This is a genomic window from Pseudomonas sp. LAP_36, from assembly GCF_019456785.1.
Taxonomy (GTDB): Bacteria; Pseudomonadota; Gammaproteobacteria; order Pseudomonadales; family Pseudomonadaceae; genus Aquipseudomonas; species Aquipseudomonas tritici.
The window spans coordinates 771124-794574 of sequence record NZ_JAHZMS010000001.1; the positions used below are offsets into that span (position 1 = coordinate 771124).

Annotated in this window: 18 protein-coding genes; 9 read left to right on the forward strand and 9 right to left on the reverse strand. The window is 58.0% G+C overall.

The features are described from left to right. Window positions 1-28 precede the first annotated feature (28 nt). Window positions 29-1141: an enoyl-CoA hydratase/isomerase family protein gene (locus JBO08_RS03635; RefSeq protein WP_065882085.1), complete on the reverse strand. Its 1113-nt coding sequence runs from the start codon at window positions 1139-1141 to the stop codon at window positions 29-31. 135 nt (window positions 1142-1276) lie between these two features. Between JBO08_RS03635 and ung the strand changes: the two genes are divergently transcribed. The 5 genes from ung to JBO08_RS28385 all read left to right on the forward strand — a co-directional run bounded on the left by ung (window position 1277) and on the right by JBO08_RS28385 (window position 9337). Next, complete coding sequence (gene ung / locus JBO08_RS03640) at window positions 1277-1969, forward strand: uracil-DNA glycosylase (RefSeq protein WP_065882087.1); 693 nt, start codon at window positions 1277-1279, stop codon at window positions 1967-1969. A 236-nt stretch (window positions 1970-2205) separates the two neighbouring features. After that, the gene (locus JBO08_RS03645; RefSeq protein ID WP_139114647.1) at window positions 2206-4098 is read left to right on the forward strand and encodes a hypothetical protein; all 1893 of its coding nucleotides are present in this window, start codon (window positions 2206-2208) and stop codon (window positions 4096-4098) included. Between the two features lie 324 nt (window positions 4099-4422). Then, the gene (locus JBO08_RS03650) at window positions 4423-6438 is read left to right on the forward strand and encodes a hypothetical protein (protein ID WP_220074526.1); all 2016 of its coding nucleotides are present in this window, start codon (window positions 4423-4425) and stop codon (window positions 6436-6438) included. Window positions 6439-6742: 304 nt separating this feature from the next. Beyond that, window positions 6743-8932: an autotransporter outer membrane beta-barrel domain-containing protein gene (locus tag JBO08_RS03655; RefSeq protein ID WP_371913939.1), complete on the forward strand. Its 2190-nt coding sequence runs from the start codon at window positions 6743-6745 to the stop codon at window positions 8930-8932. A gap of 180 nt (window positions 8933-9112) precedes the next feature. Continuing rightward, window positions 9113-9337, forward strand: a complete 225-nt coding sequence (locus JBO08_RS28385) for a chitin-binding domain-containing protein (RefSeq protein ID WP_367617457.1) — start codon at window positions 9113-9115, stop codon at window positions 9335-9337. Between the two features lie 116 nt (window positions 9338-9453). Here JBO08_RS28385 and JBO08_RS03660 read toward each other — a convergent pair whose 3' ends face one another. The 5 genes from JBO08_RS03660 to JBO08_RS03680 all read right to left on the reverse strand — a co-directional run bounded on the left by JBO08_RS03660 (window position 9454) and on the right by JBO08_RS03680 (window position 16876). Further along, window positions 9454-12606: a hypothetical protein gene (locus tag JBO08_RS03660; protein WP_220074525.1), complete on the reverse strand. Its 3153-nt coding sequence runs from the start codon at window positions 12604-12606 to the stop codon at window positions 9454-9456. Window positions 12607-12746: 140 nt separating this feature from the next. Continuing rightward, window positions 12747-13775 (reverse strand): AbrB family transcriptional regulator, encoded by a 1029-nt coding sequence (locus JBO08_RS03665; RefSeq protein ID WP_065874989.1) that lies wholly within the window; start codon window positions 13773-13775, stop codon window positions 12747-12749. Continuing rightward, entirely contained in the window at window positions 13768-15282 is a 1515-nt protein-coding gene (locus JBO08_RS03670; RefSeq protein ID WP_065890310.1) for a tripartite tricarboxylate transporter permease, read from the reverse strand. Before JBO08_RS03670 ends, JBO08_RS03665 begins: the two co-directional genes overlap by 8 nt. A gap of 1 nt (window position 15283) precedes the next feature. Continuing rightward, window positions 15284-15742, reverse strand: coding sequence for a tripartite tricarboxylate transporter TctB family protein (locus JBO08_RS03675; protein ID WP_065874750.1), 459 nt, complete (start codon window positions 15740-15742; stop codon window positions 15284-15286). A 150-nt stretch (window positions 15743-15892) separates the two neighbouring features. After that, on the reverse strand, window positions 15893-16876 hold the full coding sequence (locus JBO08_RS03680) for a tripartite tricarboxylate transporter substrate binding protein (RefSeq protein ID WP_065874751.1): 984 nt from the start codon (window positions 16874-16876) through the stop codon (window positions 15893-15895). A 232-nt stretch (window positions 16877-17108) separates the two neighbouring features. Between JBO08_RS03680 and JBO08_RS03685 the strand changes: the two genes are divergently transcribed. Next, a complete protein-coding gene (locus tag JBO08_RS03685) occupies window positions 17109-17780 on the forward strand; it encodes a response regulator (RefSeq protein ID WP_065874752.1) in 672 nt (223 codons plus the stop codon). Then, entirely contained in the window at window positions 17773-19158 is a 1386-nt protein-coding gene (locus tag JBO08_RS03690; RefSeq protein ID WP_065874753.1) for a sensor histidine kinase, read from the forward strand. The genes JBO08_RS03685 and JBO08_RS03690 overlap by 8 nt, the downstream gene beginning before the upstream one ends. Here JBO08_RS03690 and JBO08_RS03695 read toward each other — a convergent pair whose 3' ends face one another. Further along, complete coding sequence (locus JBO08_RS03695; protein WP_065874754.1) at window positions 19159-19980, reverse strand: HDOD domain-containing protein; 822 nt, start codon at window positions 19978-19980, stop codon at window positions 19159-19161. A 36-nt stretch (window positions 19981-20016) separates the two neighbouring features. Beyond that, the gene (locus JBO08_RS03700) at window positions 20017-20958 is read right to left on the reverse strand and encodes a folate-binding protein YgfZ (RefSeq protein ID WP_220074524.1); all 942 of its coding nucleotides are present in this window, start codon (window positions 20956-20958) and stop codon (window positions 20017-20019) included. A 140-nt stretch (window positions 20959-21098) separates the two neighbouring features. Here JBO08_RS03700 and JBO08_RS03705 point away from each other — a divergent pair, with 140 nt between their 5' ends. Together JBO08_RS03705 and JBO08_RS03710 are read left to right on the forward strand one after the other, a co-directional pair. Beyond that, entirely contained in the window at window positions 21099-21353 is a 255-nt protein-coding gene (locus tag JBO08_RS03705) for a succinate dehydrogenase assembly factor 2 (protein WP_049709510.1), read from the forward strand. Continuing rightward, the gene (locus tag JBO08_RS03710) at window positions 21337-21783 is read left to right on the forward strand and encodes a hypothetical protein (RefSeq protein ID WP_065874756.1); all 447 of its coding nucleotides are present in this window, start codon (window positions 21337-21339) and stop codon (window positions 21781-21783) included. Before JBO08_RS03705 ends, JBO08_RS03710 begins: the two co-directional genes overlap by 17 nt. Here the strand turns inward: JBO08_RS03710 and nadB are convergent. Further along, complete coding sequence (gene nadB / locus JBO08_RS03715; protein ID WP_065874757.1) at window positions 21752-23368, reverse strand: L-aspartate oxidase; 1617 nt, start codon at window positions 23366-23368, stop codon at window positions 21752-21754. The two genes, JBO08_RS03710 and nadB, sit on opposite strands and share 32 nt — an antisense overlap. Between the last annotated feature and the right edge of the window lie 83 nt (window positions 23369-23451).

The following is a 23451-nucleotide window of genomic DNA, read 5'->3' on the forward strand; positions in this document are numbered from 1 at the left end:
AGCGCCGCTTTTTTTTGGGCGCCAATAATCAGTAATCAGACAAGTCCGCCAACGGATGGCGGCCGTCCCACGCCTTGTTGAAATGCGCCTGCACCACCTTTTCTGGGACGGTATTGATATCGGGCCAATGCCAATGGGGCGTCTGGTCCTTGTCGATCAACCGTGCGCGTACCCCTTCGCTGAATTCGGGGTGACGGCAGCAATTGAGGCTCATGGTGTATTCCATCTGGAACACCTGGGCCAGCGACAGATGCCGGGCGCGCTCGATCTGTTCCCACACCAGGTGCGCGGTCAGTGGGCAGCCCTCGCTTAGCGTCTTGCCGGCACGGCTGAACAGTGGATCGGCGTGCTCACGCAGTTGGCTCAAGGCACGCCAGGCACACCGCACATCGCCTACGTCCAACCATTCGTCGATCTGCGCCCGCCGTGGCAGCCATTGCGCTTCGGGTTGTTGATCGACGGCTTCCTGGGCGAGCGACTTGAGCAGGCTATTGAGCTGCATCGAGGTCTGTTCCTGCCAGTTCAGTTGCAGCAGGCCATCGAGCAGTTCGTCTTGTTGATCATCGCGCAGGAAACGGTCGGCCAGGCCAAGGTCCAGGGCGTCGCGACCGTTGATATGTGCGCCGGTAAGGCCCAGGAACACACCGAGCTTGCCCGGCAGGCGCGACAGGAACCCGCTGGCGCCTACGTCCGGATACAAGCCGATACTGATCTCCGGCATCGCCAACCGGCTGCTCGGGGTGACGATACGCACCGACGCGCTTTGCAGCAGGCCCATGCCGCCACCCAGCACATAGCCGTGGCCCCAGCAAATAAGCGGTTTGGGGTAGGTGTGCAGGCGGTAGTCGAGGCGGTATTCCGCGGCGAAAAACTGCGCAGCCAGTGGCGGCACCTCGCCGGGATGTTCACGGCAGGCCTGGGCCAGGCTGCGTACTTCGCCTCCAGCGCAAAAGGCTTTGGGCCCATTGCCGCGCAACAGTACGCAGACGATATTCGGATCCTTGGCCCAGGCATCCAGGCGTTCGCCCAAGGCCAAAATCATCGACAGGGAGAGGGCATTAAGGGACTTTTCAGCATCGAGGCTGGCGATGCCGATGCGGGCACCGTCGCTGCCGGTCAGCTCTTCGAAGTGCAGGTTCATCGTGACCTCAATCGAGAAGGTGAAGGATCAGTATGATCGCTTCGCAGGAAAGTGCCGGTGGTGTGTCAGATCAATTGACAAGCGGAGTCGGCTTTCCTAGGGTTCGCCTCATTCTTTTATACAAGACCATTCAACATGACCGAAGACGACCGTATCAAACTCGAACCCAGCTGGAAACACGCCCTGCGCGAGGAGTTTGAGCAGCCGTATATGGCTCAGTTGCGTGAGTTCCTGCGTCAGGAACATGCCGCCGGCAAGGAGATCTACCCGCCCGGCCCGCTGATTTTCAACGCACTCAATTCCACGCCGCTGGACAAGGTAAAAGTGGTGATCCTCGGCCAGGACCCGTACCACGGCCCCGGCCAGGCTCATGGTTTGTGTTTCTCGGTGCAACCGGGCGTGCCGGCGCCGCCGTCGCTGGTGAATATCTATAAAGAACTCAAGCACGATCTGAACATCGACATCCCCAACCATGGCTACTTGCAAAGCTGGGCTGACCAGGGCGTGCTGATGCTCAACACCACCATGACCGTGGAGCGCGCCAACGCCAATGCGCATGCGGGCAAGGGCTGGCAGTTCTTTACTGACCGCATTATCGAAGTGGTCAGTGAGCATCAGCCGCACTTGGTGTTCCTGCTATGGGGGGCACATGCCCAGGGCAAGCAGAAGCTGATTGATGCCACCAAGCACCTGGTGCTGACCTCGGTGCACCCGTCGCCATTGTCGGCGTATCGCGGGTTTCTGGGTTGCGGGCATTTCAGCCGCACCAACAAGTTTCTTGAGCAGAATGGCGAGACGCCGATCAATTGGGTGTTGCCACCGCTCTGAGTCTCTTGGGGCGGCGGACTGCCGTTCATCGGTCACGGCTCGGACCTGTTATTTCTGACAGTATCCGGGCACTTTTTTTGCGCATTCAATAAGTATCCGGACCTGAGCGCGCTGATCGCCCGGGTCGATCCTCGATTGATTGCTCAAGGAGTGTGACCATGTCTGATTCGAACGAGCCCTCAGGCCGGCGGCGCCCTCATTGGCCAAGACCGGCCCCGAAGTGCAGATGCCCCTCGGTGCGCGATGACCCTGTGATACTTGAGCTGGACGCGCCTAACCCTACCCAGGCACTGGATTTAGAGTGGGACGAAGCGGCTCGGACCTTGCCGCTTGTACTCCATGATCAGGATCTGGAAGTCACGATTGCACGGGTCTGGCCGTTCAACCTCCATGAGGAGGACATGGTGACAACGGTGGAGTACCGTTGGGATGACGTACCTGTGCTTTCCTATCCTATTCAAGGTCCGTACAACCCTGACGACTACTTTCCGTTAGTGCAGTATTTATCCAAGTCGATCTTGTCGCCCGAGGGCATCCACCGGCTGACTTACAATGTCAGCGCGAGGTTGATTGGGCCGACCGACTCATTTCCAACTTTCGTTAATGTCGACAAAACCGCTCCGAATGGCGGCAACCCTGGCCCGGATGTGCAGGTGGATGACGAGGCTCGCCACAAGGTGACAGATGAGTATCTAGTGACGCACGCTGGCATACCTTTTTGGCTCGCGCGTTGGTTTGATATGCGTATTGGCGATTTGATCCACATCTATTACGGAACACTTCCCGATGTAAGCCAGGCTGCCACCTTTTGCATTACGAGAGCGCACGTGCAAGGCGCCCCCATCGCGTTCACCGTTCCTGAGGCGCACGTGCGTGCCAGCGGTCGCGGTGACAGGTTCGTGTCCTGCCGGCTTGAGGATCGAGGCGGCAATGTGGGGCAGTTTTCTGATGCACTCAAGCTCGAGGTCTTCCCGGTTGTATTGCCGGACCTGCCTCGTCCTTTCATTGAGTTGGCTGAGCTGACAGGTGTAGTCCTCTTTGAAGATACCTGGCCGCCGAAGGCGCTGGCGGTCACCATCCCTCGGGTAGATGACGCAGAAGCAGGGGACAAGATTTATACCTATTGGAACACTCATGCTCTTGAAGTCAAGACAGTTGGCGAAGTGCAGACATGGCCCATCCCCGTGAGTGTGCCGTGGGCCATTTTTGCTGCCGGTGGCTTCTTGGCGCGCTACCCAGTGCGTGTGCGTTATGTGTATGAGCGAGGTTCAGCCTCCAAGCCATCACCCGACAGCTTTTACGAAGTTGATGGAAGGGTAGCCGGTCCGGACCCCAGCGGGCCTGATCCAATCAATCGCAAGCTGGCCGTGCCCACTGTAAAGGGCAAGACCGGCGACAATGTGCTGACTTCCGTTGATAGCCCCGGGCCGGTGCCTGTTGAAGTGCGATTGTTTGAAAACCCGAAAGAAGGTGAAAGCCTTGAACTGTGTTGGAACAGCGACGACGTTATCGTCGCGGCCTATGACGTTCAGCCGGGTGACGTGGCCGGGAAGTTGATCACCCTTTGGGTGCTCTGGGCAGTGGCGTCGTCCGTCAACTTCGCTGAAGTCTATTACTGGACTGACAACGGCATAAACCGGCAGCGCAGCCCTTCGACACCTGTACGGGTGAACCTCGATACCCTGACCGGCCTGAAAAGTCCGGTATTATTGAATGACAGCGACGAGTTCTTTATTGCGTGCGGGACCAAGCCGGCACCTTATGAGGGGGTATTCATTGGCGTAGGCTGGGATTTTAATCATTTCGCCATCGATGATTACCTACATTTATATTGGACAAGTTACCCGTCGAAAAATGGCAGTGGTGAGCCTTTCAGTGGCACCGATGTGTTTTTTGAGCACCGCCTGACATTGGATGATCGTGACAGAGGCCAAGTCGAGATCCGCATCCAGCCATTCAGCCTGATCACATTGCCGGGCTTGGTGACGGATTTCGGCTCGGCGGTTGTGCGGTATCGTTTGTTCAAGGCAACAGGGGAGACCGGGTTGTCCTCCAGGAAACTTATATACGTCAATTTGAAAATACCGGGTGGTGGAACGTGCCTGGGACCGCATAGTGACGGCAATTAAAACGTTGACTCAATAAAAGAGGGCGAAAGCCCTCTTGTTTTTTTTGTGTGGAAACGGTGACACGATTTTTGCAGCGAAACGATTCTAAAATTTAAGGCGGTGTTTAGATTAACTGGCGTTAAAAGGATCTATTTTTCCACGGGTTTGCTATTAAGGAAGGTGTTTGTGCGCAGTGTTAGTTAGAAGCATACTTTGTGCGTTTGTGCAGCTGTCAAAGTTAACAGGCTGTGCATTCAGGGTGAACGAGGTCTAATTAAGCTGTCATTCGTCTCGCGTCTCGGGCGATGAACGCGAACAGTCCCTCATTCATTGGAGTATAAAAACATGGCTAAGTCGAACAACACGCAAAAAGCCTCAGCCGAGAAAACAAAGAAGTCAAAAGCCGAGGGCGGTACCAAAGCGTACGTCGACCCCTTGGTGAGTCCTGTTCCCCATGGTCTTGCGCCCCCTGGACCTCGGGCTTTGGATGATCCGGAAGTTATCAATGCCCTTCCTCCAGTGGACGGTTTGCCGCCTAATCTGATGAAAACTATCGTTGCGCAAACGGAAGGCGTCAACCTTGAAGTTGGTATGTGGGAAGATACCTTTCCGCTTCCTCAAAGCATTCCTGATGTGTTTCGGATGTATGTGAATGATGTCCCTTATGGCAAGCCTATTGAGCGAGCCAAGCCATTGGCGGATCTGGAGTGGCCATTGAAATTAACCATCAATGCCGTCGATGTTTCGAGTCATGGAGAGTATCGTGTACGTTCTGAGGTTGCTTTGGGGTCGGGTGGTAATGAGCAATCCGGTACTACCCTGGTGAACGTCGATACTATTGGCCCTGCCGGTGGGATTTTATTGGATGCTGTGACCCTGAAGGGCGGTGCGGTGGGTGGGAAAGTCACGCTGGAGTCGTTGGCCGCGAATGGGGACAAACTTGATGTTTCTGTTCCAGGGCGTTTGATTGCACGTCTTAAGGATGAACTGTGGTTGTATGCGGATTTAACCGATGAGCAACCAATAAAAGTTGTTACCGATCTGCCAGTTAATAATTTGCCTGTCGTTATTTCTCTCAGTAAGGATGAGATTATCGGTAAAGGCTCACGTGTAGAACACATGTCGTTTCGCTACTTTGACTACTCCGAGAACTCAACGATTTATCCGACAAAGTTGAGAGAGGTTGAGTATGTGTTAACGCCCCAGCCGATGAACTTGACTGACCCCGCGGCACCGGCGGCACCGTGGGACCTTCGAGAAGCGCAGTTGAAATTGGTGGAAGTGCATATTTTTGGTTGGGACAATTATAGACCTGGCCAAACCCTGAACATCGACCTGGGTGGTCACGTGTTCTCGGTTGCATTGTCATCCGAGCCGACGCTTGCAAACCCCGAAAAAATTGAAATTCCATGGCTCATTCTCTTCATGGCCTATGGAATCACCGCTGCAGGTACAGCCAACCTTCGTTACCAAGTGGTGGATGGCGGCACTCCTTCAGCATGGTCCAACTCTATTTCGGTGGCTGCAGACTTCAGTTCAGCCGCTGGAGAACCTGGAGGTCCCGGCCCCATCCGGGATTACCTACCGCTGATTACGGTAACTTCTTCCGAAGGACTCACCAACGAAATTGGACCGGGTGATGACGGCGACGCTACTGCAGAATTTGATGTATATACGGGAGCGGTGGCGGGGCACGAGCTTCAGCTCTACTGGGCCGGAATACCGATTTTCACCCCCACTCCTCATATCGTGACACAAGCGGAGATTGACTCAGGGACATTTACGTTCCCTATTGCTGCGGCAATCATCGCCGCAGGCCTTAACGGAGTGGACAAGCCCGTCTGGTACAGCCTGACGAACGGTGTGAACCCCAACATGGACACCTCCCTGTCTACGCTGGTTGATGTGTTTGCCAGTGAACTGAAAAACCTGGCACTGGCGGAATTCCCTAAATCCGTAAGTGCGGGCGGCACCTTGCGCTCGATCAGTTGCAAGCAGTTTGTTGAGCTTGGCATCGACACCAGAATCAAGGATGTGGTGAATCTGAAAACAGGCGACACGATCAGGCGTTTCTGGACCCTGTATGGAGAGGGCTTGACGTCCACCAACAAATTGGTCGAAGCAGAAATTCTGCCTCCGATTGTGGTCGCAAATGATCACAGCCTACCGGGCCACGATGGCGAAGAATTCGTCGCGGATTTCGCCACGTATGTCCAGCCAGCGGTTTTGGGGCGAGTTGAGTTCTATTACACCGTACTCAAAGCCGATGGGGTGACGATGGGCCAAGCCCTACCGACGATTCTTTATGTCAGCCGTCGTAACGCCGATAACACCGTTTGCGGTGCTCTGCCTACGCCTTGAAAGCGTCGCCAGGTATGAACCGTCATGGGTAGCCGTGACGGTTTTTACCGTTCTTTTTTCGCGAGCCATTGCCGGCTCAAACATCACGACCTGCCGTGATTAAGGAAAGTCCTACTCCGCCCCTGGACTATCCCTACATGGGCTTCCCTGCCTGATACGTACCCTTGCCGCTTCTGAAAGCCAGAGTCGATGGTCCTTTAAATCGCTTGGCTTGTTCAGTCACCGACTAGAGGTACTAAACATGTCTACTGAAAAAACATTTTGTCTTTCTCGTTTATCACGTGCTATCAAATTACTGGCCGTCATGCCTGTGGCCTTGGCGGCGACACAGGCCCATGCGTTGAACATCTACCCTGGGCAGAACGTGGTCATTGACGCTGACACGTTGGTTGACCGCTACGACGTGACCGAGGCCACCCTGACCTCGAATGGGGCCAGGATGCTGGGCGTTAAAGCCTATGATTCGACCTTTACGATGAACGGTGGCACGGTCAAGAACACCGCCGGTACTGAAGTGGGCGTGGCGCTTTATGGCAGTAAAGCCACCCTGCGCGATGCTTCGATCTACAGCGGCGGTGCCGAAGGCATGATTGTCGGCACCAATTCGGACCGCGGCTCTGCCGTCGAAGTGTTCGATAGCGAGGTGACGGGCGCCACAGATGGCATCGTGCTTAGCGGCTCTAGCACCTTGGCCTTGCACAACACCCAGGTCAGCGGTGCAAACGCTGGTTTGCGAGCGTACGACGGACAGTTGACCACCCAGGGCGGCCGAATTTACGGCGGCACCAACGGCATTGTGGCGTATCGCCTGCCTACGGTGGATAACCCCTCCGTGCTTAACCTCAACCAGACTGAAGTGGTGGGCGGAACAGGGGCTGCCATCCTGGTGGACTACCCCGGTGGCACCGAGATCAACATCAACAATGGCACGACCTTGGTCGGCGGCAACGGCAACATGCTTGAGCTCGCCCACGGCGGCGCGGCCGATGTCAATGTCTACAACAGTTCCTTGAACGGCAATATCCAAGTCGGCAAAGACAGCGCCCTGGATCTGAACATGGATTTCGCCTTCATGAACGGCGATATCATCAACAGCGGCGGCATCGCCAACGTTGGTCTGAACAACGGCTCAGTGCTGACCGGGCGCCTGGACAATGTCGACAAACTGTCGGTCAACAGCGACGCCACCTGGGTAATGGTGGACGGTCAACAGGCACTCAATGAGTTGTCGATGAATGGCGGTAACGTGAAGTTTGGCGACTCGGCCGCCTTTTATAAGTTGGACGTGGCCAACCTGTCCGGCACCGGCGGTACGTTCATCATGAAGGCAGATTTCGGCTCGCTGACCGGCGACTTCCTGAACGTGACGGGCACCTCAGCAGGTAACCATCAGTTGCTGCTCGCCGCCACGGGTGCCGACCCGTTGAACGAGCGCCTGCACATGGTGCACACCGCCGATGGTGTGGCGAATTTCAGCCTGGTGGGCGGTCGGGTCGATCGCGGCACCTATTCTTACGACCTGGCAGCGGATAACCAGAACCACGATTGGTACCTGGACCCGGACAGCAAGGTCATCAGTCCGAGCACCAACTCGGTGTTGGCGTTGTTCAATGCGGCGCCGAGTGTGTTGTTGGGGGAAATGACCAACCTGCGTACGCGCATGGGCGAACTGCGTTTCAATGGCGGCCAGACCGCCGGCTTGTGGACCCGCGCCTATGGCAATAAGTATGAAGTGTCCAACAACAAGACGGGCTTGGATTATAACCAGAGCCAACGCGGTTTCACCCTGGGTGCCGATGCGCCGCTGGAAGCCGGTGACGGGCAGTGGCTGATCGGCGCGATGGCCGGGCACAGCCAATCGGACCTGGACCTGAACCTGGGCAGCAAAGCCACCATCAACAGTTACTACGTGGGCGGCTATGCAACGTGGCTGGACAGCGAAAGCGGCTTCTACTTCGACGGTGTGCTCAAGTTCAACCGCTTGCACAATGAGTCCAACGTGGCCATGAGCGACGGCAAGAAGAGTAAAGGCAACTACACGCAAAACGCCATGGGCGCCTCGGCGGAGTTCGGCCGCCATATTACGCTGGATGACGGTTACTTCGTCGAACCCTATGGCCAGTTGGCGGCGGTGATTACTCAAGCCCAAAGCTATACGCTGGACAATGGCCTGCAAGCCAAAGGTGATCGTTCGAGTTCGGTCATTGGTGAGCTGGGCGTGACTGCCGGTAATAATATCCAGCTCGACAACGGCGGCGTGCTGCAGCCTTACTTGAAAGCCGCGGTCGCCCATGAGTTTGATCAGAGCAACAAAGTGTTCGTCAACGATAACTCGTTCAACAACGACCTGTCGGGTTCACGATTGAAACTGGGGGCGGGTGTGGCGATGTCGGTGTCGCAGGCGTTGAGCCTGCATGCAGACGTGGAACGCAGCGTGGGCAAGAATATCAAGCAACCCATGGGAGTGAATGTGGGGCTTCGCTACGCGTTCTAAGTGTCGTCGGGGCTGATTTCCGTTCGTCAGGCAAACCGCTAACCTGTCAAATCTGACAGTAGGCGGTTTGTGTTTTTGGGGGCTAACTGGATGGGCATTCCTTATCAGGAGATTCCCATGCCTCATTTTATTAGTAAAAAAACTATGCGTACCGTCCCCAAGGTCTTACTGGCAGCAGGCATGGCTGTACTGCTTGCCGCTTGTTCCAGTGGACCTTCCGAGACGGTCTCAAGTGAGTACCCCGGACTTGATCCTGCCTGCACTAGCGCAGGTTATTTCAAAAGCATATCGCCCGGTTGGTATTATCGGTGTGTGTGGAACGGCAGTATCAATCGATGGATAAAATACCCAAACCAATGCCCGGCTGGGCAAGAGTTTGATGAGGCTCTTAAACGTTGTAGATAAGAAGTAATACATTAATAGGCCTCTCTACCTGACGGTAAAGAGGCCTTTTTAATGCCTGGAGAATTGCGGCGTGGGGTGGCGATATCACCACCCTGCGTCGGTGTTCAGGAATGAGTCTATGGCCGCTCCACAACCAAAATATCATCCAGTGAAAATTCTGCCCCTGAGTAGGTACTCTTGAAGTAGATGCGCATAGGCAAGAACTGAGAGGGAACTCCGGCAGGCAATGAAAAGGTCCTCGAATGTGAGGTCCACACACCTGGGTTAACATGGACGAACGTCTGTGACTGAGTGCCGAACTCTATGAAAACCTGGGGTTGATAGGGGCTCAGGTCCACCTTCATCTTGAAGCTCAAGTCGTAGGCTTTACCGCTCTCGATATAGAAAGTTTTAATGACGCCGGGAGCGACAGGGCTGCCGTTATTCAGTTTTACATACCAGAAATTATTGTTATTTACATTTCTGATTACGCCCGTGCCGTTGATGATATTGACCCATCCGTTCCAGGACAATAATTCAAAGTCTGTCAAATCATGGAGCCGAAGCGCTCTTATGATGTAAGTGCTCAACGGAAAGGACGTGGCGTTCAGTTCATTTGAACTACCATCGAAAGTGACGGCTGCCTTTGCCGTAACCTGGCTGTCATTTGCAAGTGGGGTAAACCAACTGCGTATTGCCTTTTCATTCACTATCCCGTTGTCGGCTTGGGTTTGGTCGATCGGATGGCCGTCCAACAGTGTTAAGGGTATTGCACCAACACTATGGAGCCTGAGCCAGATCCGTTGGCCTTTTCTGCTCAACAGCCACCGCGCCAAGTCCACCCAGCAGTCGGTGTTGAATGTGTTCAAGTCCACGATTGAGCCGGGTTTCAGGCCATTGAGTCTTGGCCGCGGCAGTGGATTGCCGCCGGGTAGTTCATCGAAGTCCAGTACGCGCAGATTCAGCACCCTTGAGTCATCGGTGACGCCGTTGGTGGTGACGTGATACTGAAGACGCAGGACGCTCCCAACGTAGTCGCCGATCACACTGTTGGAGAACTTGAAATCGACGAAACCTGTGGTTGGGTTGCCGTATTGGGGCGTTATGGACGGCAGCGTCGCACCGGGTTTGCCCAGCAGTTCGAGTTTAATGAGATCGTTCGAAGACACCGGTGCAAACTGCACGCGCACCGTCACCTCGGGAGTGTTGTCAGCAATGACCGGGTTGATGGTCGCGTTTTCGTCGTCCACCGGCGTGCTGTTGTAAACGAAAGGCGTAGGTAGATGGCGCCCTGCGAGGATTTTCATGGGCACGCTGTTCGAAAAGCGCGTTACAACGCCTGGGCGGGACCGGTCGTAGAAAATATTCATGAAGTGATTGAGCAGGATGTACTTGCGCTCGAGCGTGAAAGGCAGCGGCCTGTCTTCCCAAGTGTCTGAGACAAAGAAGGGTTGCGGCGGAGCGCTTCCTCCATTGCCTTCAGCATGCAGGGTGACCGTATCCCCCACTTTGATATCGTTGTTGGGGTCGACCTCAATGGTGGCATCGCCGGGGGATTGGCTCGTATCAAACACGTAATCAGGCGGCGGCGCATCATACACCCTCGGTTCTGGCAGTGCGGCCGCAGAGGCACCGACATAAACTGTTGTTTCCGGGGATGGCCGTGTTCCCTCGCTATTCTCACTGGTATAAGAGGCTGTCAGGCTGCCCCCTGCCAATTTGGCAATATCACCCTCGGGGCCATTGATAATCGAGAACACCACATTGCCTGCGCCTGCATTTTTGGATTCTTCGTGGTAGTAATACTTGCCGTTAGGGTAGCGGCCCAGCAGCTTCAGCGTGATGCGGTCAAAGAAATCCTGTCCGTGAGATTTACGGATGTCAATGTTAACGATGGGGGTATCAGCAGGCAGTGTTTCACCGACAGCCTCCCGAAATATCGGGGCGTAGAGCCCGACGGGAAGGGCGGTGCCGATCACTCTGACCTGGGTAAGCTGTGAGCCTCTATTCGGCGCGCCAAAGCGAATGCGCTCATAGCGAAGTCGAGCCTGCCCTCTGATCAACGGGACCAGGTCGCTTACCGGGCATGGAATTCTAAGCTGGCGCGTCGTGGTGGATGTCAGGGGGGCGGAACTGTAGGTTTTCTTCACCGTTTGCCCATCCACCGTCCTGCCAGTGAGGGTCACCTTGATCACGTCGCCCAACAGGTAGGCGTTACCCGCGATTGGAATGATGATCGTCACGAAGGCACCAACGACCTCGTCGAGGTTGAGGATGTCTTCCGGAGCCTCATCGAAGAAGCAGTGGGGCAACAATGGCTCTGAACCATCGTTCAGGAACACCTGGATGAATTCGGGGAGCGACCAGCCTTCCGAATAGTTTCCGCATTCATCAATCACGTTGTACTCGGCGAGGTGAGAGCCGCTGCCGATCTGGCGCCACTGTTCAATGCACAGCCTGAATACAATGTCCTCAAAACCATCCGCTTCTGGCTCAGATACCTTATGTTCGAATAATGCGTCGCCGATTTTCAGGCGAACAACATCACGCTCCGCCCGGTAGGTGCGTGGTGACAATGAGGTATCGGCGGGGTAGAAGGGGACGCGAATCTCTATGCAGTTTTGGGCGTCGTCTTCTGAAACGCCAAAGTCGAGAAATTCTTGGGGAATGATTGGCTTGAGCATATTCGTATTTACAAAACTGTGGCCGTTCGGGTTTTGTCCGGCGGGTACCACCTTATCGACCTTCAGCGTGAATTTTCTGGTTTCTCCTACGGCCTGGCCGAGGCTTGTGACCCTGATGTACGCGATTGCAAAGCCATCGGTGATCGTATCCGAGGGTACGAACAGCACAATCAACTCTGCGTTATCCACTTCATGCTGGTGGATGGTGGTGGACGCGACGGGCTTGGTCAGGTCGCCAAAGAACAGTTCCACGAGCTGCAGCGCTGCCATTTCCAGAAATGGCAGCAAGGCGATCAGTAGCCCCTCCTCGTGGGTCGTTATCGCGACGAGATTGATACCTGCATCGACGCCTTGCACCGGCTGGGTATTTGCGGGGATATACAGTACCAAGTCTTCGAGGCGAACCTTTTTGAAGGCTTGCGTCGAGTTGAGAGATACGTCGGAGGGGCGTGGCACCAGGTAACGAGGATCAATGAACGTACGCCGTGCAGCCTGTTTCTTTTTTTGTTGTTGCTTGGCGGCGTACGGCGCAAGCAGTGCTCGCCCCTGTGCAAGCTTGATCAAGCGTTGGCCGGGTGGCGTGGAAGATTCTTCTGCGTTATCCATGGTGGAACCCTCTGCAGTCAGTGAGGAACTCAATGTCTACGGCCCATTTACTGAGTGGGAGTAGCTGCGAGAGGTGTAACGCGGAACTCGGGGGGCAACCAGCTGTGAGAATTGACAGTGCCGACAAACGGTAACGGTTGTCAGGGTTGACGATTCCAATACCGGAACAATGGCTCCGCCAGAAACAGTACAAATAACAATCGCATCACCTGCATGGCCGTGACCAGTGGCACCGACAATTGCAGGGTTTCGGCGGTGAGGCTCATCTCGGCAATGCCGCCGGGCATCATGCCAAGCGTCAGCGAGCGCAGGTCCAGGTGAGTCAGGGCACTCAAGCCCACGGCTGCCAATGTCGCCAGCGCCATGGTCAAGGCGGTGCCAATCAAGGTGCGCCCCATGAACGAAGGTGCCCGGCGGAAGAACTGGCGATTGAAGTGGCAGCCCAAGCCGCTGCCGATCAGCCATTGGCCAATCTGGCTACCGCCATTGGGCAGGCCGATATGCAGGTCCCAGACAACACTGGCCGTGGCGCTCACCAGCAAGGGACCGAACAACCACGGGTTTGGCTGACGCAAACGCTGCCATCCCCAGGCCACCAGCGCACCCATCGGAAACAGGGCTAACAACCAAGGCCAACTCACCGGCGCCGGATGAAACTGCGGCGTACCGCCTTCCAGCAGATATTTGAAGATCGCCGGCACACACAGCACGACTACCAGCACCCGCAGACTTTGCCCCGCCGCGACCCGGCTGAGCACCGCGCCGTTACGTGCACCGAGGTTGACCATCTCACCGGAGCCGCCCGGCATGCTGGAGAAAAACGCCGTCGCGCGGTCTTCACCGCTACGGCGCATCAGCCACACGCCGACCACGCTCGACAGGCTGGTGACCAGTGCGCCAAAAAAAATCAGCCCGAAGTGGCTCATCACCTGCTCGATCACCACCGGGGTGAAGTGCAGGCCAATGCCGATGCCCACCACCCATTGGCCGCATTTGCGCCCGCCGGGAATCTCGCCCAACTGCCAAGGCGTGAGGCAACGCACCAGGATGATCGCCAGCAACGAGCCGACCATGTACGGCAAAGGCCAGCCGACCAGGCTGGCCAGGTAACCGCCGGCCAGGCCGACCAGCGGTGTTCCCCACCATTGTCTAAAGGTGACTTCAGACATCGGCCACGGCACGACGCTGCAGGGCACGTTTGCGGTAGATGCGCACCAGCGGGAAGGCCAGCATCAGAGCAGTCAGCACCCACACACCAAAGGTGATCGGGCTCGACCAGAGGATTTGCAGGTCACCGTTGGAGATCGACAGCGCACGGCGCAGGTTCTGCTCCATCAAACCGCCAAGGATAAAGCCCAGCAGTACTGGCGACAGCGGGAAGTCGAGCTTGCGCAGGATGTAACCGAAGATGCCGATACCGACCATCAGGAACAGGTCGAAGGTGGTGGCGTGAACGGCGTAGACACCAATCGCCGTGATGATGGCGATCACCGGCACCAGCGCCCAGTTCGGCACGGCGAGGATACGGGTGAAGATGCGGATCATCGGGATGTTGAGGATCACCAGCATGATGTTGGCGATAAACAGCGAGGCGATCAGGCCCCAGACGATATCCGGTTGCTGTTGAAACAGCAGCGGGCCAGGGGTGATGTTGTACAGCGACAACGCGCCGATCATCACCGCCGTGGTGCCCGAACCGGGTACGCCCAACGTCAGCATGGGCACCAGGGCGCCGCAGGCGGAGGCGCCGATCGCGGTTTCCGGAGCAGCGAGGCCGCGCATGTCGCCTTGGCCGAATTTACCGCTGGCACCGGCCAGGCGTTTTTCGGTCATGTAGGCAACCGCCGAGGCCAGGGTTGCACCGGCACCCGGCAAAACGCCCATGATGAAACCCAGCAGGCCGCAACGGATGTTTACTACAAAGACAGAAGTCGCTTCCTTCAGGTTGAACATCATCCGTCCGGTGGCTTTCACGGCTTCCTGGCCACGATGGGTTTTTTCCAGCAGCAACAGGATCTCGCTGATGGAGAACAGGCCCAGCACCAACACCACAAACTGGATGCCGTCGGTGAGGTGAATGTTATCGCCGGTAAAACGGTACACACCGCTGTTGGCGTCGATGCCTACCGCCGAGAGGAACAGGCCGATCAGTGCCGCCACAAACGTCTTCAGGGGTTTATCACCCGCCATGCCGCCGAGACAGACAATCGCGAATACCATCAGTACGAAGTATTCCGCCGGGCCGAAGGCAATCGCCCATTTGGCCAGCAGCGGCGCAAACAGCACCATGCCGCAGGTAGCGATAAACGCACCGATAAATGAGCTCCAGGCCGACAACGACAGCGCTACACCCGCCAGGCCTTTGCGGGCCATCGGGTAGCCGTCGAGGGTGGTCATCACGGTGGACGCTTCGCCCGGAATGTTGAGCAGGATCGAGCTGATCCGGCCGCCGTACTCGCAGCCCAGGTACACGGCGGCCAGCAGGATCAACGCCGATTCCGGCGGCAGGCCGAGGGCGAAGGCGATGGGGATCAACAGCGCCACACCATTGATGGGGCCCAGGCCTGGCAACAGGCCGACCACAGTGCCGATCAGGGTGCCGCACAGCGCGGTTATCAGGTTGTAGGGGGACAGTGCAACGCCGAAGCCCTGGCCCAAGTAGCCGAAAGTATCCATATCAGTTCTCCAGAACGGCGAGCAGGCCAAGGGGCAGCGGCACATCCATGACTTTATCGAACAGCAGGTAAAGACCAATCGCCATCAGGCTGACGATCACCACACTGGGCAACCAGCGGCCGCCGTACAGGCGTGCCATCGGGATGCCGATCAGCATGCTGCTGAGGATGAAGCCCAGGGGTTCGAAGGTGCCGGCGAACACGATCAACAGCGCGACGCATACGCCGATCTTGATCAAGGTGTCGCGGTCCAGAGCCGGTTCTTCTTCGGTGTGTTTGGTTGGCTGCGGGCGAATCAGCATATAGACCAGCGCCAGGCTCATCAGCCCGAGCATCAGCAGCGGGAAGGCGCGAGGCCCGACTGGCTCGTAGGAAAATGCTGCTTGATACGGCCAGGCCATCAGCGCGAGGCCAGCGCAGACCAGCAGCAACACGGCGGCGAAAATGCGTTGTAAGAGCATAGGAAACTCCAGAGCCACCTTTTGCAGGAGCGAGCTTGCTCGCGAAGAACGTCAACGATAACGCGTGCTGTCTGGATGCACGGGGTGTCTTTGAGTTCTTCGCGAGCGAGCTCGCTCCTACAGTTACAGTGGCATTGTGTGGCGGGGCGATTACTGGATCAGGCCAAACTCTTTGGCCAGCACTTTGTAGTCAGCCACCTGTTTCTTCACGTAGGTGTCCAGTTCCGGGCCGGTCATGGCAAACGGGAACAGCTCGCGCTGGTCACGCAGCTTGGCGAACTCGTCGGAGGCCAGCAGCTTGTCGAAGGCGTCTTTCCACCAGGCGTAGTCGGCATCGCTGACTTTTGGCCCCAGGTAGAAACCGCGAACCACCGGCCAGACGATGTCGTAGCCTTGCTCTTTGGCGGTCGGAATATTCTTCATTTCCGGCTCATCCAGGCGCTGTTCGGAGAACACCGCCAGCAGGCGCATGTCGCCGCTCAAGATGTGCGGCATGGAGTCGGAGATGTCGGTACTGCCCACTTGGATGTGGCCGCCGAGCAGGGCGGTGGCGATTTCACCGCCGCCTTCCAAGGCCACATACCGCAGTTCGCGCGGGTTGATTCCGGCGGCTTTGGCGATCAGCGCGGTTTGCATCCAGTCCTGGCTGCCCACGGTACCGCCGGAACCGATCACTACGCTGCCTGGATCTTTCTTCAAGGCTTTGACGAGATCGTCGAGGTTCTTGTAGGGCGAATCGGCTTTCACCGCGATGGCGCCGTAGCTGGTGCCGACCGCTGCCAACCAACGCACGGCGCTTTCATCGAAGCGACCGAACTTGCCTTGGGCCAGGTTCAACAGCGAACCGCTGGACCACGCAACCAGGGTGCCGCCGTCCGCAGGGCGTTGGGCGACCACCGCGTTATAGGCCACGGCACCCACGCCGCCAGGCATGTAGGTGACGCGCATCGGCTTGCTCAGCAGCTTCTGGTTGACCAGCGCGCTTTGCGCCAGTTTGCAAGTAAGGTCAAAGCCGCCGCCAGGCGATGCTGGGGCGATACATTCCGGGCGCTTGGGTTCATCAGCGGCTAACAGTTGGCCGGCAAACAGCATGCAGCCGGCGGCGAGCGCGAATTTACGAAGGGAAGGGGTCATGCCTGTCTCCATTATTGTTCTTATTGGGACGAAAACGCTTCGAGGCGTTTTTCGGCTGCTATCACTCAAATAGCTTGGCAGGCGTAACCTGCCGTAGCCGAATGCTAAAGCGCGAAGCTTTCACTAACCTTTCAGTCACCTTTCAATGTCTTCGGGCTTCACAGGGCAGGCGGCGCCTGTAAACTGCCCGGCAATGCGTGGTGCCGACCACGCCTGAATGAGGTAGAAATCCATGCGTGTCTTGCTGGTTGAAGACCATCTGCAACTCGCCGAAAGTGTTGCGCAAGCGCTCAAGAGCACGGGTTTGACCGTTGACGTGCTGCACGACGGCGTGGCGGCGGACCTGGCCCTGAGCAGCGAGGAATACGCGGCGGCGATACTCGATGTGGGGCTGCCACGCATGGATGGTTTCGAGGTGCTCGCGCGTTTGCGCGCCCGTGGAAAAAACCTGCCGGTGCTGATGTTGACGGCACGCAGTGATGTGAAGGACCGCGTACACGGCCTGAACCTGGGGGCTGACGACTACCTCGCCAAACCTTTCGAATTGACGGAGCTGGAGGCGCGGGTCAAGGCGTTGCTGCGGCGCAGCGTGTTGGGTGGCGAGCGTCAGCAGGCCTGCGGTGTGCTGGTCTACGACCTCGACACCCGGCGTTTCACCGCGGGTGGCGAGCTGATGACGCTCACGTCCCGTGAGCAAGCAGTGCTCGAAGCGCTGATCGCTCGCCCGGGTCGGGTGATGAGCAAGGAGCAGTTAGCCTCCCAGGTGTTCGGCCTGGATGAGGAGGCTAGCCCGGATGCCATCGAAATCTACGTGCACCGCCTGCGCAAGAAACTCGACGGCCAGCCCATCGCTATCGTGACCTTTCGTGGCCTTGGGTACTTGCTGGAAGCTCGCGATGCATAAGCCCAGCAGCCTGCGCTGGCGCCTGCTGTGGAACCTGGCGCTGCTGCTGGTGTTGTTGATGTTCGCCAGCGGCATGAGCGCCTACTGGAATGGCCGCGAGGCCGCTGATACCGCCTACGACCGCACACTGCTGGCGTCGGCGCGCACTATCGCCGCTGGCTTGACCCAAGTGGATGGCACCTTGAGCGCCAATGTGCCCTACGTCGCCCTGGACACTTTTGCCTACGACAGTGCCGGGCGGATTTATTACCAGGTCAATGACATCCACCAGCAGTTGATCTCCGGCTACGAAAACCTTCCCGGCCCGCCGCCGGGCACGCCGCGCACCGATGACTATCCGGCACTGGCACGTTTCTATGACGCCGTGTATCAGGGCCAGGAAGTGCGTGTGGTGAGCCTGCTAAAGGCTGTCTCTGAACCCAACATGAATGGCATGGCGGAAATCCGCGTCGCCGAAACCGATGAAGCGCGCGTAAGCATGGCTCGCAGCCTGATGGCCGACACCTTGCTGCGCCTGGGCATGCTCGGCATCGGCGCGTTGTTGCTGGTGTGGTTTGCCGTGAGTGCGGCGTTGCGCCCATTGGAGCGTTTGCGCACGGCGGTGGAGGAGCGCCAGCCCGACGACTTGCGGCCTTTGCCGTTGGTGGAGGTGCAGCACGAGTTCGGCCCGTTAGTGCGCTCCCTCAACCACTTCACCGAGCGCCTGCGTGGCCAGTTCGAGCGCCAGGCGCAGTTTATTGCCGATGCGGCCCATGAGTTGCGCACGCCGCTGGCAGCGCTGAAGGCCCGCTTGGAACTGGGCTTGCGCGCCGAAGATCCCGCCACCTGGCGCAGTACTCTGGAAACCGCAGCCCAGGGCACTGACCGTCTGACTCATCTGGCCAATCAACTGTTGTCTCTGGCACGCATCGAAAACGGTGCCCGGGCGATTGCCGAAGGCGGCGCGCAGCTGCTTGACCTCAGCCAATTGGCTCGGGAGCTGGGCATGGCCATGGCGCCGTTGGCCCACGCACGCGGCGTGGCGCTGGCGTTGGAAGCCGACGAGCCGGTGTGGCTGCGCGGTGAGCCAACGCTGTTGAATGAGCTGCTGAGCAATCTAGTGGACAATGCCTTGGCTCACACGCCGCCGGGTGGCAACGTGATCCTGCGCGTAACGGCACCAGCGGTGCTGGAAGTGGAGGATGACGGCCCCGGTATTCCGCAGGATGAGCGGGACCGGGTGTTCGAACGTTTCTACCGCCGCAGCCAACAAGGCATGGGGTCAGGCCTTGGGTTGGCGATTGTCGGTGAAATCTGCCGGGCGCATCTGGCGCAGATCAGCCTGCATGATGGCGAGCAGGCCGGGTTGAAGGTGCGGGTGAGTTTTATCGCGGGCTGATCAGTAGAACATCGAGCGGGCTTCATCCAGCTCGGCGCGCAAGGATTCGCTGTAGGGGTCGATGCGCAGTTTCTTGGTCGCCGGCAGGGTAGAGGCCGATACGCTTGCCAGGGGGTGATCGGTGCCGCGATGGCAATACAGTACGGCGACTTGCACCACATCGATGTAGTCGAGGTTGGCCGAATCGCGTTCCAGGTCCAGGTACTGGCCGGGCAGTTTCGCCAGCATTTCCGGAAAGTCCCAGCCGCTTAGCAGTTTGTCGCCCAGTAACGGGTGGATGCTCTCGATTACATGGTTGAGGCTGACCGAGTCCGACAGCAGCTCATAGTGGTCTTCTGCGTACGTCAGGATCGGCAGCACGCCGATCTGGTGCACCAGGCCGCCGAGGGCCGCCTGATCGGGCTTGAGCTGGCTGTGACGGCGGCATAAGGCATAGCTGACGCCCGCCACTTCGAGGCTGCGACGCCACACATCACGCATTTTCTGATCAACCACATCGGAGCGGGCGTGAAAAATCTGCTCCATCACCAGGCCGATTGCGAGGTTGCTGCTGTAGTTGGTGCCCAGCCGGGTGATGGCGGTGTGCAGGTCGGTGACTTCCTGGGTCGCACGCAACAACGGGCTGTTGACCACTTTTATCAGGCGAGCCGACAGCGCGGTATCGCGAGCGATCACTTTGCTCAAGTGGCTGATGCTGATTTCCGGGTCTTCAGCGGCCTGACGAATATTCAGGGCCACTTCCGGCAATGTCGGCAGAACCAGGTCATCGTTGTCGATGGCCGTCACTAAAGCCTGTTGGACTTTTTCCGCCAGCTCGTTCATTCATGCTCTCTAGGGTGTTGCAAAAAGGTATGGCGACTAACGCTGGATCTCTCGATCACGGTCGAGTGTGTAAGGCAGGTCAAGCAGCTGTAAGGCGGGACCTTCTAGCGTGCCTAAATGCACATCGCCACTATCGGCAGCTTCGGCTTGCAATACGGCCAGAAGTTCAACGCTTTGGTCAGCTTTTGCTGCAATGACCACTTCGCCGATCGAGCTGTTATGGCTGGGAGAGAACAGCGGGGTGCCTGGCTCGGGCATTTCAACGGTCTTGAGGCTCAAGCGGTACAGCCGGCGTTTGAGTTTTCCCAGGTACTGCATGCGCGCGACGATTTCCTGGCCGGTGTAGCAGCCCTTCTTGAAGCTGACGGCGCCCACGGCTTGCAGGTTGAGCATCTGCGGGATGAACAGTTCGCGCGTCTGCGGCATGACCTGGCCAATGCCTGCGCGGATTTGACCCAGAAGCCAATCATTCAAATCTGTTTCTTTTAATTGCTTGACCAGTTGCTCGTGCACGGCCTCGGCTTGTTCGGTGGGTACCCAGAGTTCGGCGCGCTCAGGGGACACGCGGATGGCAATCAATGCATCGCTGCGGGCGACGCTATCGGTCTCGGCCGGCAGTTCCAGGCCAAGGCTGGCCAGCGCCTGATTCGCGTTCACGAGGCCGAAACGCACCCAGGCGGCGGTTTCGTCGGTGAGCTTGGATTTGGAGAACACGGCGTACTTTTTCAGGTCTGCCAGTTGCGGTTCCAGCAGCTCAGTGGCCATTGCCAGTAATACGCCGTCACCTTGCAGCAGGATGCGAAAGCTCGACTGCATACGCCCTTTTTGTGTGCAGCGCGCGCCGAGGCTGGCCTGGGTCTCGCTCAGGTAATTGAGGTTGCAGGTCAGTTGGCCCTGAAGGAATTTGGCAGCGTCGGCGCCGCGGACGGCGAGAACGCCTTCGTGGGACAAGGGGCAGAAGAAAGCAGAGTCGGCCATGGGTCATCGCAGGTCAAAAAGTCATAGGTGCATCATAGAGGGGCGCCCGGCAAATGGATAGTTTCCGTATGGGGCGACCAAAGCCGACTGTTCCGGTGCCGTCGGGCCTGTATACTTGCGCTCTATTTGAGGAGCGCTCCATGGTCGAAGATGTAGAAATCAATCGTCTCTACTGGCACAGCCGTCGTGGCATGCTGGAGTTGGACGTGTTGCTGGTGCCTTTCACCAAGGAAGTGTATGCGACGCTCAATAAGGTGGATCGCGACCTCTACGTCAGGCTGCTGGAATGCGAAGACCAGGACATGTTCGGCTGGTTCATGGAGCGTGCCGAATCGGAAGACCCGGAACTGCAGCGTATGGTCCGGATGATTCTGGACCGTGTTCAGCCCAAGTAATACGTTTGAATGCCGCTGGCAGGCCTCACGGCTGATGCTGGCGGCGTATCTCCTCGCCCAGCTGTTCGCGTTGGGTGCGCTTTTGTTTCTTGATCTGTCTTGTTCAAGCCTGGGCATGTTGCTGTGCCTGGCGCATGCCGCCTGGGTTTTACCGCGTCATATCCTGCTCACACACCGCTCGTCGATTCGTGGCCTGCGCCGCGACGCCGATGGCTGGCAGTTGCTCAGTGCTGAGCGCGGTTGGCATAGCGTGCAGTTGCGTCCCGACAGCTTGGCGCTGCCGCTGATCGTGGTACTGCGCTATCGGGTGCCTGGGACGTGGTGGGTGCGTTCTATCTGTGTGCCGGCGGATGCGCAGGTCGCCGATGTGCATCGGCGCCTGCGGGTGCGCTTGAAGTTCAGCCGCCGTAGGTGGTTGGCACCAGAATAGTGTCCCGGGCTTCGGGCAGCATCTGCGGGTAGTCCAGGGTGTAATGCAGGCCGCGGCTTTCTTTGCGCTCCATGGCCGAGCGGATCATCAACTCTGCTACCTGGGCCAGGTTGCGCAGCTCGATCAGGTCGCGGCTGACTTTGTAGTTGCTGTAGAACTCGTCAATTTCATCCAGCAGCAAACGCACCCGGTGCTGCGCGCGTTGCAGGCGTTTGTTGGTGCGCACGATTCCCACGTAGTCCCACATGAAGCGGCGCAGTTCGTCCCAGTTGTGCGCGATGATTACGTCTTCGTCCGAGTCGGTGACCTGGCTGGCGTCCCAGCGGGGCAGGGCGGCAGGCACCGGGATGCGTGGCAGCTGTTCGAGGATGTCCGCCGCCGCAGAGCGCGCATAGACAAAACATTCGAGCAACGAATTGCTGGCCATGCGGTTGGCGCCATGCAGGCCGGTGAAGCTGGTTTCGCCAATCGCATACAGGCCGGGTACGTCAGTGCGGCCGTGCTTGTCGACCATCACGCCGCCGCAGGTGTAGTGGGCGGCCGGCACCACAGGGATCGGGCCCTTGGTGATGTCGATGTTGAACGCCAGGCAGCGCTCATAAACCGTGGGGAAGTGGGTCTTGATGAAGGCTTCGGGCTTGTGGCTGATATCCAGGTAGACGCAGTCGATGCCCAGGCGCTTCATTTCATGGTCGATGGCACGGGCGACGATATCGCGCGGGGCCAGCTCGGCGCGTGGGTCGAAGCGCTGCATGAAGCGTTCGCCGTTAGGCAGTTTCAAGTGTGCGCCTTCCCCGCGCAGGGCTTCGGTAATCAGGAAGCTCTTGGCCTGTGGGTGATACAGGCAGGTGGGGTGGAACTGGTTGAATTCCAGGTTGGCCACCCTGCAGCCCGAGCGCCAGGCCATGGCAATACCGTCGCCGCACGCGCCGTCCGGGTTACTGGTATAGAGGTAGACCTTGGCTGCGCCGCCTGAGGCCAGGATGGTGAAGCGCGCGCCGTAAGTGTCGACTTCACCACTGCCACGGTTGAGCACGTAGGCGCCGAGGCAGCGTTCGCCGTCCAGGCCCAAGCGTTTCTCTGTGATCAGATCGACGGCGACGCGTTGCTCAAGCAGCTCGATATTGGGGCGCTGGCGTGCCTGGTCGAGCAGCGTCCTGAAAATGGCTGCGCCGGTGGCGTCGGCAGCGTGGATGATTCGGCGATGGCTGTGGCCGCCTTCGCGGGTCAAGTGGAATTCAAAGCCGCCGTCGTCGCTGCCAGCGTGTTCGTCACGGGTGAACGGCACGCCTTGGTCAATCAGCCATTGGATCGCCTCACGGCTGTGCTCGACGGTGAAGCGCACCGCCTCTTCATTGCACAGGCCGCCGCCGGCATTGAGGGTGTCTTCGACGTGGGATTGCACGGTGTCGGTGTCGTCCAACACGGCGGCAACACCGCCCTGGGCCCAGAACGTCGAGCCGTTTGCCAGGTCGCCTTTGCTCAGTACCGCAATACGCAGGTGGCTGGGGAGGGTCAGCGCAAGGCTCAAGCCGGCCGCGCCGCTACCGATCACCAAGACATCGTGTTGAAACTGTTGGCTCATTTAAAGGATTCCGCAAAAAGCGATCCGGGGTGGCGCAAACAGGACGCCTGGACCGGCGAATCAAAGGGTCACACGGACTACTA

Coding starts and splice junctions, on each gene's coding strand:
- JBO08_RS28385 (WP_367617457.1), top strand. CDS start 9,113: ATGGCTGTACTGCTTGCCGCTTGTTCCAGTGGACCTTCCGAGACGGTC.
- JBO08_RS03690 (WP_065874753.1), top strand. CDS start 17,773: ATGCATAAGCCCAGCAGCCTGCGCTGGCGCCTGCTGTGGAACCTGGCG.
- ung (WP_065882087.1), top strand. CDS start 1,277: ATGACCGAAGACGACCGTATCAAACTCGAACCCAGCTGGAAACACGCC.
- JBO08_RS03650 (WP_220074526.1), top strand. CDS start 4,423: ATGGCTAAGTCGAACAACACGCAAAAAGCCTCAGCCGAGAAAACAAAG.
- JBO08_RS03700 (WP_220074524.1), bottom strand. CDS start 20,958: ATGGCCGACTCTGCTTTCTTCTGCCCCTTGTCCCACGAAGGCGTTCTC.
- JBO08_RS03695 (WP_065874754.1), bottom strand. CDS start 19,980: ATGAACGAGCTGGCGGAAAAAGTCCAACAGGCTTTAGTGACGGCCATC.
- JBO08_RS03675 (WP_065874750.1), bottom strand. CDS start 15,742: ATGCTCTTACAACGCATTTTCGCCGCCGTGTTGCTGCTGGTCTGCGCT.
- JBO08_RS03665 (WP_065874989.1), bottom strand. CDS start 13,775: ATGTCTGAAGTCACCTTTAGACAATGGTGGGGAACACCGCTGGTCGGC.
- JBO08_RS03660 (WP_220074525.1), bottom strand. CDS start 12,606: ATGGATAACGCAGAAGAATCTTCCACGCCACCCGGCCAACGCTTGATC.
- JBO08_RS03705 (WP_049709510.1), top strand. CDS start 21,099: ATGGTCGAAGATGTAGAAATCAATCGTCTCTACTGGCACAGCCGTCGT.
- JBO08_RS03635 (WP_065882085.1), bottom strand. CDS start 1,141: ATGAACCTGCACTTCGAAGAGCTGACCGGCAGCGACGGTGCCCGCATC.
- JBO08_RS03670 (WP_065890310.1), bottom strand. CDS start 15,282: ATGGATACTTTCGGCTACTTGGGCCAGGGCTTCGGCGTTGCACTGTCC.
- nadB (WP_065874757.1), bottom strand. CDS start 23,368: ATGAGCCAACAGTTTCAACACGATGTCTTGGTGATCGGTAGCGGCGCG.
- JBO08_RS03655 (WP_371913939.1), top strand. CDS start 6,743: ATGCCTGTGGCCTTGGCGGCGACACAGGCCCATGCGTTGAACATCTAC.
- JBO08_RS03680 (WP_065874751.1), bottom strand. CDS start 16,876: ATGACCCCTTCCCTTCGTAAATTCGCGCTCGCCGCCGGCTGCATGCTG.
- JBO08_RS03685 (WP_065874752.1), top strand. CDS start 17,109: ATGCGTGTCTTGCTGGTTGAAGACCATCTGCAACTCGCCGAAAGTGTT.